This window comes from Hoyosella sp. YIM 151337, assembly GCF_026041215.1.
Classification (GTDB): domain Bacteria; phylum Actinomycetota; class Actinomycetes; order Mycobacteriales; family Mycobacteriaceae; genus Hoyosella.
In genome coordinates this window covers 18,701-28,419 of record NZ_JAPEIQ010000035.1, presented here as the reverse complement: position 1 = coordinate 28,419, position 9,719 = coordinate 18,701, and the positions used below count along the sequence as shown (strand labels likewise).

At 62.2% G+C, this 9,719-nt stretch carries 10 protein-coding genes; 3 read left to right on the top strand and 7 right to left on the bottom strand.

All coding sequences use genetic code 11. The features are described 5' to 3' along the window. Window positions 1-202 precede the first annotated feature (202 nt). The 3 genes from ONR57_RS18080 (at window position 203) to ONR57_RS18070 (ending at window position 1,373) form a co-directional block, all read left to right on the top strand. The gene (locus ONR57_RS18080) at window positions 203-583 is read left to right on the top strand and encodes a hypothetical protein (RefSeq protein WP_265124926.1); all 381 of its coding nucleotides are present in this window, start codon (window positions 203-205) and stop codon (window positions 581-583) included. Window positions 584-866: 283 nt separating this feature from the next. Beyond that, on the top strand, window positions 867-1,133 hold the full coding sequence (locus ONR57_RS18075; RefSeq protein WP_265124925.1) for a hypothetical protein: 267 nt from the start codon (window positions 867-869) through the stop codon (window positions 1,131-1,133). A gap of 33 nt (window positions 1,134-1,166) precedes the next feature. Then, on the top strand, window positions 1,167-1,373 hold the full coding sequence (locus tag ONR57_RS18070; protein ID WP_265124924.1) for a hypothetical protein: 207 nt from the start codon (window positions 1,167-1,169) through the stop codon (window positions 1,371-1,373). Here ONR57_RS18070 and ONR57_RS18065 read toward each other — a convergent pair. The 7 genes from ONR57_RS18065 to ONR57_RS18035 all read right to left on the bottom strand — a co-directional run bounded on the left by ONR57_RS18065 (window position 1,361) and on the right by ONR57_RS18035 (window position 9,702). Next, window positions 1,361-2,797, bottom strand: a complete 1,437-nt coding sequence (locus tag ONR57_RS18065) for a sodium:solute symporter (RefSeq protein ID WP_265124923.1) — start codon at window positions 2,795-2,797, stop codon at window positions 1,361-1,363. The two genes, ONR57_RS18070 and ONR57_RS18065, sit on opposite strands and share 13 nt — an antisense overlap. Before the next feature lie 6 nt (window positions 2,798-2,803). Beyond that, window positions 2,804-3,004: a hypothetical protein gene (locus ONR57_RS18060; protein ID WP_265124922.1), complete on the bottom strand. Its 201-nt coding sequence runs from the start codon at window positions 3,002-3,004 to the stop codon at window positions 2,804-2,806. 78 nt (window positions 3,005-3,082) lie between these two features. Further along, window positions 3,083-5,053: an FAD-dependent oxidoreductase gene (locus tag ONR57_RS18055; RefSeq protein ID WP_265124921.1), complete on the bottom strand. Its 1,971-nt coding sequence runs from the start codon at window positions 5,051-5,053 to the stop codon at window positions 3,083-3,085. A 106-nt stretch (window positions 5,054-5,159) separates the two neighbouring features. Beyond that, window positions 5,160-6,548, bottom strand: a complete 1,389-nt coding sequence (locus tag ONR57_RS18050) for a cytosine permease (protein ID WP_265124920.1) — start codon at window positions 6,546-6,548, stop codon at window positions 5,160-5,162. Continuing rightward, on the bottom strand, window positions 6,545-7,738 hold the full coding sequence (locus ONR57_RS18045) for an FAD-binding oxidoreductase (RefSeq protein ID WP_265124919.1): 1,194 nt from the start codon (window positions 7,736-7,738) through the stop codon (window positions 6,545-6,547). The genes ONR57_RS18050 and ONR57_RS18045 overlap by 4 nt, the downstream gene beginning before the upstream one ends. After that, window positions 7,735-9,261 carry a class I adenylate-forming enzyme family protein gene (locus ONR57_RS18040; protein WP_265124918.1) on the bottom strand — a complete coding sequence of 509 codons (1,527 nt, stop codon included), beginning with the start codon at window positions 9,259-9,261 and terminating at the stop codon, window positions 7,735-7,737. The genes ONR57_RS18045 and ONR57_RS18040 overlap by 4 nt, the downstream gene beginning before the upstream one ends. Before the next feature lie 78 nt (window positions 9,262-9,339). Continuing rightward, entirely contained in the window at window positions 9,340-9,702 is a 363-nt protein-coding gene (locus tag ONR57_RS18035; RefSeq protein ID WP_265124917.1) for a cupin domain-containing protein, read from the bottom strand. Between the last annotated feature and the right edge of the window lie 17 nt (window positions 9,703-9,719).

The window sequence follows — 9,719 nt, the reverse complement described above, 5'->3', positions numbered from 1 at the left end:
GGAAGTATCCGGACGAGAATCTCACCGACGACCCTGGCGATCACAAGGACGGTGGCCGCAAACCAAATTGTCCTGTGCGCCGGGGTTTCGTCATTTCTGGGGCGTATACCGCAAGGCCCGCGGCACACTGATACTCAGCAACGACGACAGAATCAACCACCTCCGGACGCTACTTGAGCCCCATCGTGACACGCCTCCGGGAATGCGGGTTGCAGCGATGCTGCTGCTTCTCTATGCCCAGCCAGTTACCAGAATCTGCTCGCTCAGGCTTGACGACGTCGTCACATCGCCCGCAGATGTCAGCATCAGATTCACCTCAGAGGCCGTCGCAGTCCCCGAACCTTTCGGCACCCTCGTACGCGACTATCTCCCCCATCGACGCAACACAAACACCGCGTCGAACCCCCAGTCCCCCTGGCTATTTCCCGGCTACACACCGGGCCGCCACATCCATCCGCAATACCTGATGCAGCAAATCCGGAAATTAGGAATCAATCTGCAAGGCGCCCTCAACCGGGCAATACGAGAACTCGTCAGTATTAAATTGGTTATTCGCATGGCATGCGAATACGGCAGGTTCTGATAACCTCTCTCCGGCGGCGCTTGGGGCATTACCTTCGGTGTTGCGAACTGCGCCTGCATGGGTGGTAGCTGTTGAGCGTGCGTGATCGGAGGATCGCCGGAGCGTCCATCGGACCGGTCCGGTCGATGGCCAATTCGGCTTTCTGGCGTCGATGATCTCCACTTCCCCCGCTTGGTTCATTCGACAATCGCCTTCGAGGGTGCAGGTGCGTCCTTTTTCGTTCGCCGTCGTCTGTACGAGGCAAGTGGGAACAATCCCGCTCACTCCTCCGAAAGGAACACAGATGAAAGTTCGGTCATCACTGCGCAAGACCATTACAGCCATCGCGCTCGCGGGCGCACTCGCCAGCCTCGGCGCTGGGGCGGCGCAGGCGGCGCCCATGGAACGCGACCACGCCAGGTACTGCGCCAAGGTGTGGAGCGACTACGACTACACGGCGAAAACGTTCGTCACGACTTACGACAAGTACGGGCCTAATGACGTCCTCACTCGGCAGGCCGCGAGCAACTATGAACGCGCGTACAACACACTCGTCAACTCGGGTTGCTAGCCGTTGGGGTCGGGGCGGCTCCACGCGATGATCATGTGGGGTATCGAGCTGCCGATCAGCGCTGCCAAGGCTGCTGCGAGCACGGCGACCATTCGCCTGCGGGTGACGCTGGGTGCGCCACCCGCGGGCCGACGGCGCGGGCCTGCCGCTCCCATCGGCGGTAGCGGGCGGACCTGGAGTTCGCGGTACTACCAGCGTGACCAGGCTCCCGCGCTGCGGATGGTGGGTTACACCGGCTGAGCTCGCGGCTCGAGCCGTTCTTTCTCACGTTCGCCGCCCGGACGTGCGGCCAGGCTCACGCCTACCGATGTCACGAACGATACGGGCAGGGCAACTAACAGTTCTGTGGAGTACGGCATGTCAAACAGAAGGAATGCGGCCGCGAACGTCACCGCACCTGCAAACAGTCCAGCGGTCGCCCCTCGGGTTGTGCAGCGCGGCCACCAGATGCCGAGGATCATCGGAGCGAAGAAGGAGGAGGCGAGAAGCCCGACTGCCGCGGTATAGAGAACGATGAGGAAGTCAGGCGGATTGAGTGCGAATATCATCGCGATCCCGCCCACGATCCAGGTAGCGATTCCGGCCGCCCAGACCACTTCGCGCTGGCTCGCTTGCGGACGAATCAGCTTGGCGTAAATGTCATGTGCGAGCGCGGAGTTACATGCCATCAAGAGTCCGGCGGTTGTGGACATGATCGCCGCGAGGATTGCCGCCACGACGACGCCGAGCATCACAGGTGGCAGGACGTGTTCGGCAAGCGTGAGGAACGCGGCATCAGGCTGCGTGAGGTCGAGGTCGTCGACCAGCGCCGCGGCGGCGGGCGTGAGAACGAGAACGCCGAGTAGCATCATCACACCGAAAATCAGCATCGCGTAGTTGAGCGAAAGCCTCGCCGAGCGAACACTTTTCGCCGAGTACACCCGCATGATCACGTGTGGCAGGACACAGATTGCCGTCGCCCATGTGAGAAATCCGCCAATGTACGACGCGATCGGAAGCGCGCTGCCTGTTTCGCCCAACGAGGGGTAGTTTTCGAGCGCCGTGTTGAAGGACGAACTGTAGCTGCCCATCGCGGCGTAGGCCATCACGGCAAATCCCACCATCATCGAGAACATCAGGATGCCCTGGATAACGTCATTCAGTGTGACGGAAAGGAATCCACCGATGGCCACGTAAAGAATGAAAACAATCCCGGTAAGGACGATCCCCTGCTCATAGCTCCAGCCGAGGAGATACGACGCAACGATGCTCGCGCCTTTGAGTTGCGCCACGATATAGGCAAGGCTGCCCGCGACAATGATCAGGGGAACTGCCCATGCCATTGCTTTACTGTTGAAACGTGCAGCGAAAAAGTCCGGGATTGTGTATTTTCCGAGGTTGCGCAGCGGCCGGGCGACGAGGATCGACGCGACGACGAAGCCGACTGGAGCTCCCGCGGCCAGCGCGGCAAAGTACGGCAAGCCCAGTGCGATTCCTGTCCCGACGCCGGCCATCACCGATCCGCCACTCGCCAGCGATGCGAGGAATGCCCACGAGTTCACGAATGTGCCAAGGCTGCGGCCCGCGACGAAGAACTGATCGGTGGAGCCGTTGACCTTGCGGTACGCGTAGATGCCTACTGCGACAACGACAGCGAAATAGAGGAGAACGATCGTCAGTGTCATCAGCCCTCAATCCTTCTCACGCGTTGTCAGCGTGAGGACGAGCCCGGCCAGTGGCGCCGCGATGAGCAGGACCCACATCATCCAGGCGATCAGCCCAACACCAGCGATATCTGCGTTGTGCGTCCATGGCAAGAATGTCGCGAGAGCGAACAGGATGATGCCGCAGAGGACACTCTTCTCCCCTGCAGGCATCGGCGGATTCTTCATCACTGTTCCTTCCTTGGTCTTCGGCGGGTCCGCGAATACAACGGGTGCTCGTTCGAATGGGGTGTGTTCGGATCTGCTTCAAATCGATTGCGCGGCGATGCGCGCGTCGTGAATAGCCTGTTCAATACCCCTGGGCGCGTATGCATCGCCGATCAAGTGGAGCTCGAAAGCATCCGAATTGAGGGTGCGGAAAAGTGTGTCGTCGGCCTCCGGCGGCGCTACCCATACAAGGGCGTCGATCCCACCTATTGATGTCTCGGACGAGGAGAATCCTCGGCGCACTCTGAGTGAGTCGTGGTCGACTCCGGTGACTTCGGTGATTGGGTGGAACTGGACGCCGGCCTCAGCTAGCTTCGCGTACTCGATTCGCCAGTTGGTCAGCTCCAGGGCGCTGCCAGGGTACGGGGTTGGCGAGACGTAGACGACATCGGCGCCGCGGCTCGCGAGCGAGTGGGCGACACCGAGGCCGTGCCAGTCGCCGAAGGTGTCGTAGACGGCGATTGTGCCCTCGAATCGTTCGGTGCTCGACAGCACTGCTCCGGGCTCGATTGTGCGCATCGGTCCGCCGGCGAAGGGGTTGGCCTGGAATCGCGATCCGGTGGCGATGGCGACGACGTCGGGCGCGAAGTCATCGATGTATTTTCGCGACATGGTGATTCCTGTCCGTACGTCAACGCCCAGCGTCTGACATTCCTGGCTGAGCCAGGTGACGATCTCAGCGAGCTCCGAGCGTGTGGGTGGCTTCGATGCTGTGATGGCCTGTCCACCGATCCTGGACCGTTCGAAGAGCGTGACATCGTGGCGGCTTTCGGCTGCAACGCGTGCGAATTCGAGCCCTGCCGGTCCACCTCCGACAACGAGAACGCGCCGGCGCGGGCCTGGGGACCGGAGATCTTGCTCCGGATTGGCCTCATGCCCCACCGCAGGGTTGTGAATACATCGAATTCCGCGCCCCTGATCGAGACGGTGAAGGCAATTCATTGCGCCAACGCACGGACGGATCCGGTCAACCTCTCCCTGCTGCGCCTTCCGCGGAAGCTCGGGGTCGGCGATCAGAGCCCGGACCATCGCGACGGCATCACAACTCCCGGACTCGAGCATGTCCTCAGCTACCCTGGGATGATTTACCCGACCGGCGAGAATCGTCGGGATCTCCAGCACGCTCCGGATCGCTCGGCCGTACTTCTGCCACGTGCCCGGTGGATAGCTCATGTTCGGCACGTTGCGTGATGTGTTCAGCGCGTCGGAGTACCGCCCCATAGTTAGCGATACGTAGTCGAGTAGCTCCCACGATCCGACCGTTCCGATGATCTCTGCGGCGTCCAACGGGCCCGGATCCTGTGGGTCCAGTCCGGTCGCAGTCATCCGCGCGCCTACGGCGACGTTGGGCCCGACAGCAGTTCGCACGGCCCGCAGAACGTGCTCGGCAAACCGGAGACGATTTTCGAGCGGGCCGCCCCAATCGTCGACACGGTGGTTCGTGCGAGTCGAGATGAACTGCTCGATGAGGTTCCCGTGCGCGAGGTGGATTTCGACTACCCCGACGCCCGCTTCTCGACAGCGTCGGGCAGCTTCAGCGAAGCTCTCGACGATCCCGAGGATTTCTGCCTCCGTCATCGCGTGCGGTACTCGCCAGCCTGAGTGGAAGTACGCTGACGGAACACCTGATGGGCCCACGTAGACCTCAGAGAGGTCGCCGGTGTAATTTCCTTGGCTGCCGGGGTGGTACAGCTCGACGCCGTAATGTGCGCCGAACTCGGCCACAGCAGCCGTTGCGGCGCGATAGTCCGCGATTATCTCGTCGGAGACATTCTGGAGGTCGAGGTAGCCGGGAACGACAGAATTCGCTTGGGACATAATAAGGGCAGCGCCGCCTCGGGCACGCTCGCGGTGGTAGGCGAGCAACTGATCAGTGATGCGGTTGTCGCGGACGAATCCTGTCTGATGGGGCGCATTGACGATGCGGTTGGCGAGCGTGACAGGACCGATTTCCAATGGGCTGAACAGCAACGGGAAGTCACCGCTGTGTTCGAAGTGGTCGATGGGCATGGATTCTCCTGCGTGTACCGGACGAATTGAGACTGCGATCGGATCAGCCCAGTGCGATTCGTGGTTCCCAAAGAACAACCAGGCGCCGATCACGATGATGTCGCTGTCAGTGTTTGGCGGAGCTGGTCTGCGAGTGCATGACTGAGGTTCGCGTCAAGGCCCTGGCGGCTGCAAGGTACAAAATGATCGCGACGGCGAGCCCGACGACGGGACTGATGTCGACGCCGAGTCGTGCCGCGATAGCACCTTGGTAGACGTGCAGGCTCATGAATGGCACTTGAGCCAGAATGCTGATGGCGAACACGGCGATAGTGGGTTGGTTGAACCTGCCGTAGATCCCGTTGGGATCGAAAATGTCACCGATCCGATACCTCCCCTTACGGACGACGTAGAAGTCCATCAAGTTGATGGCGGTCCAGGGGACGAGAACGTACACCTGCGCGATGAGGATGTCGCCGAAGAAGGAGTAGAAGTCATGCTGAGTCGAGATCGCGATGACGATGCCAACCATCGCGATCAGCGACATGACGAGGAGCTTGAGTCGCGGACCGATGATCGCGGCGCCGCGGAGGCTGCTGAAGATCGCCACCGTGGACATGTAGCCGCTGTATAGACACAGTACGTTGAAAACGAGCACACCGAAGAGAATGACGACGAGCGTAACCGATGCGAATGCGCCGAACAGGCCGGCGATGCCGAGGGCCGGGCTCGCCTCGACGTCCACTGCGCGTGCAGTCGCGAGCGCGCCGATCACCATAACGATGGACGCGCCAAGGACCTGGCCCGCGTAGCTGTACCAGAACGTTGAGCGGGACGGTGTGTTCGCGGGAAGGTAACGCGAGTAGTCCGCGACGAACGGGCCGAATCCCAAGGACCAAGACATGGCTTGTGTGAAGACCAGGACAAAGACGGACAGTGAGAACGAACTGGCCGGGACGGACTCGATGATCGCGCCGCCTCGCACGCCAGCAACTGCTACCACGAACAGCACGGCGCCGAAGAACGCGGCGGACACCCACGTCATCACGGTTCCGAGCCGGTGGATCAGCTCGTATCCGAAGTAGGCAACAACGAGTGTCGCGGCGCCGAACACGATCAGGGCGGCATTGTCCCCGATGGGGAGCAACTGCTTAACGGCATCGCGCATCATCACGGCATTGGCTGCGAAGAACAGAACATACGCGATGACTACCGCGACGAGCGGAACACTGGCACCGTACACTCCGAACTGCGCGCGGCTCTGGATCATCTGAGGGATCCCCAAGTGCGGCCCCTGCGCCGAATGGCCGGCCATGAACACGCCACCAACGAGGTTGCCAAGGATCAGCGCCAGGATCACCCAACCGATTCCGAGTCCTGCCACCACGCCGAGCGCGCCGACCACCATGGCGGTGACCTGCATGTTCGAGCTGAACCAGATGCTGAACAGGCGACGAGGATGGCCGTAGCGTTCAGACTCCGGGATGAAGTCGATGCCGTGACTCTCCACTTTCATCGGAGGGCTCCTTCGGGTTTTGTGTCGATGTGATCGATGGCGGAGATCCGCTTCGGATCCCACGGGCTTGCTGGCCCCGCCATCGTCGGGGCCTCGCCACGGAGGTATTCGACGACGGTTCGTCCTATCGCGGGAGACAGCTGGATTCCGTTGCCGCCACTACCGAGCGCGCATATGACGGCATCGTTCGTGGGGTGTGGACCTACGACAGGGCTGCTGTCGTAGGTCATCGGGAAGAGACCGGACCAGCCGTGCCCCAGCTCGGCGTCGTCGATGCCAGGAAATCGGGTCAAGAACGCCTCCGCGAGCGCATCAACGAACTCCGGTCCCGCGGCGTTCAGCGACACCTGGTCAGGATCGACCCGGGTACCGCTCGAGACCTCCGAGTGGAGGCCCGCGAAGAAGCTGTTGGATCCCTCGGGGCGCAGGTAGATGCCCTCTCCGCCGTGCCCGGGCACGTAGTCCATGATCGATGGCACGGTTCCCGCTATGGCGGTCCGGGAGAAGACGGTCACGGCGTGATGCAGTTCGGGGCGTAGTTCAACGGGAGCGTGGAGAATCTCGCCCACGCGGCCCGCCCAGGCGCCGGCGGCGTTGACGACAAGGTCCGCAGAGAAGGCTCCGTTGCTGGTGCTGAGCTCCGCGCCAGAGGTAGTCCACCGGCACTCGACAAGCCGCGCGCGCTGGATCAGCTTGGCGCCGTTCGACCTTGCGTGGCTTGCCATGAGATTCGCATACAGATATCCGTCGAGATAGAAGTCGTCTGCGCCGAGCAGCCCTCCGGCGCGATCGTCCATCGCGATGAAAGGGACAAGTGCGCGGACGGCCTCTGTATCGAGCACTCGCGCACCGGTGATGCCGAACTGACGTTGCCGGGCGACGCTCTCTTCGAATTCCCCGAGCGACGCTGCGGAGTCTGCGAGGCGCAGGTACCCGTTGCGGTGTAGCTGGAGGTCTGAGTTCTCGGCGATCCTGCTGATGAACCGATGGCCGTATGCACGCACCTCGATGTCGAACGGTTGAACGTATTGAGTCTCAACAATCCCCACCGATCGAGACGACGACCCTGCCCCTACGTGGTCCGCTTCGAGGACGGTGACCTGGTACCTGTCATCCGTGGAGAGTTGCATTGCGGTGGAGAGTCCAACGACTCCCCCTCCGACGATGACGACGTTCGTTCTACGGGTCATGACAGGGACGCCCGTCGACGTGCTTCCTCGCGCAGTTCGAATTTCTGAATCTTGCCGGTGGGAGTCAGCGGAAAGGCGGAGACGAAGAAGACGTGGTCGGGTACGAGGAACTTCGGGGCGCGAGCCCGCACGTGGTCGCGGATGTCCTGGGCTGAGACGGAATCGATGTCAGGGTCCAGTTCGACAAAGGCGACCACGTCCTCTTCCGAGTGCTCCGAGGCAATGCCGACCACGGCGCACTCCAGGACGGCGGGGTGTGAGCGCACCTCCCGTTCGACCTCGAAGGAGGAGATGTTCTCGCCACGCTTGCGCAGCGCGTCTTTCAGCCGATCCACGAAGTGGTATCTGCCGTGGCGGTCACAGACGAAGACGTCGCCGGTATGCAGCCAACCGTCGGCCAGCGCGTGCGCAGTGGCCTCCGGATTGTTGATGTAGCCCGTTAGGTACATGCCTTCCTCGTCGGTCGCGACGAGCAGCTCTCCGCGTTGCCCCGGGGCCACGTCCACGCCGGCTTCGTCCACGAGACGCAACGTGAATCCGGGGCGTGGTTGGCCGGCACCGTCTTCGACACCTACGTCCCAGCCTGATGCGAGCGGAACGTTGGCCTCCGTGGACGCGAAACACGTCACGACACGAACGCCGAAGCGCGAACGAAACTCGTCCAGCCCTTCGATAAGAGGGACCATCAGTACACGTTCAAGTGGATTCGTGGCGTCCTCAGGACTTGGCGCACCGTTGAGCAAGAACTGTGCCATCGCGCCGAGCAAGAAGGTGACGGTCACGTCATTGTGCCGGACGTCGCGCCAGAAGGATGAGATGCTGAACCGGCGCACTAGAACGGTGCATGCACCGCGCTGCAGGCTTGCGTAGACAACCGCCCACCGGCCAGCGATGTGAAACAGCGGTAGTGGCGCATAGTACACATCGCCTCGTTGCAAATCGAGGATCTGCGCAACGGACTCCGCGTATGTGAAGGCGTGGCGCTCGGTCAGTTGCGCGCCCTTCGATGGCCCGGTCGTGCCGGAGGTGTACATGACCGCGGCGAGATCCATCTCACCGCGTGCTACGGGGGCACCCGGTCGTCCCACATCGTCGATCAGCAGTCTGCCGTCACTTGCATCAGCCGACCCGGTAGCCGGGATGAGGAGGACGTCCAACACGCGCCCGGCGGCCACCTTGGGCAGCCGCTCGACGAACTCAGCCTCTGTGATGATCGTGGTGGCTCCCGAGTCCGTACACAGATGTGCCAGGGTCTCCCCTACGACGGCGGTGTTCACCGGGACCTCGGTGTATCCGCCGAGTGCAAGTGCGAGCCAGGTGATCACGGCCTCGTCGGTGTTGTTGAGCATTACGAGGACCGGCAATCCGCGATCCACGTTTCGCCGCTGAATCGCACCGAGCCTAATGAGGGCGGCGGATCGCAGCTCTTGATTTGTGTACGTCCGCCCCTCGAAAACGAGAGCGGGAGCATCCGGCGAGGTGCTCGCTGCGTGATCAATTGCGAACCGGATCGTTCTCCGCACGCGACTCCCCTTCTTGTCCGGGCGGGCCACCAGTGAAGGGAGGTCCGCGATGTCCGTTCGGTTCGTTTTCCTGCTGTGTCAAAGGCCGTTCGGATACTCGATGTGCCAGTCTGCGGGCGTCAGCGCGTAGAACGCGGTGGTTCCCGGGGCGCCTTCGTAGACGACCTCGGCACCCCGCGGGATCGCGGCGACCTCGCCCGGTGCGAGGGTGAGGGTCTCGCCGTCGAAATGAAGCTGGAGCGTGCCGCTGATCACGTACAGCAGTTCGTCGTATGGCAGCTTCCAAGGCTCGCCCACGCCGCCGTCGTCAAACCGGAGTATGCCGCCGCCGAGGTCGGTTAGTCCCGTGCGCACGCTGCGTAGCTCCAACGTCATTGGGCCGTTGTCGAAGGTGTAGCGCTCCTGCTGAGGTGCCGCGACTGGCCGGACGGAATCTGTCATGTCAATCGTCTCCTGTC

Bases quoted from the DNA above. Each gene is read 5' to 3' on its own strand.
- ONR57_RS18080 (WP_265124926.1), top strand. From the start codon at position 203: ATGCGGGTTGCAGCGATGCTGCTGCTTCTCTATGCCCAGCCAGTTACC.
- ONR57_RS18055 (WP_265124921.1), bottom strand. From the start codon at position 5,053: ATGCCCATCGACCACTTCGAACACAGCGGTGACTTCCCGTTGCTGTTC.
- ONR57_RS18060 (WP_265124922.1), bottom strand. From the start codon at position 3,004: ATGAAGAATCCGCCGATGCCTGCAGGGGAGAAGAGTGTCCTCTGCGGC.
- ONR57_RS18075 (WP_265124925.1), top strand. From the start codon at position 867: ATGAAAGTTCGGTCATCACTGCGCAAGACCATTACAGCCATCGCGCTC.
- ONR57_RS18050 (WP_265124920.1), bottom strand. From the start codon at position 6,548: ATGAAAGTGGAGAGTCACGGCATCGACTTCATCCCGGAGTCTGAACGC.
- ONR57_RS18035 (WP_265124917.1), bottom strand. From the start codon at position 9,702: ATGACAGATTCCGTCCGGCCAGTCGCGGCACCTCAGCAGGAGCGCTAC.
- ONR57_RS18045 (WP_265124919.1), bottom strand. From the start codon at position 7,738: ATGACCCGTAGAACGAACGTCGTCATCGTCGGAGGGGGAGTCGTTGGA.
- ONR57_RS18070 (WP_265124924.1), top strand. From the start codon at position 1,167: ATGTGGGGTATCGAGCTGCCGATCAGCGCTGCCAAGGCTGCTGCGAGC.
- ONR57_RS18065 (WP_265124923.1), bottom strand. From the start codon at position 2,797: ATGACACTGACGATCGTTCTCCTCTATTTCGCTGTCGTTGTCGCAGTA.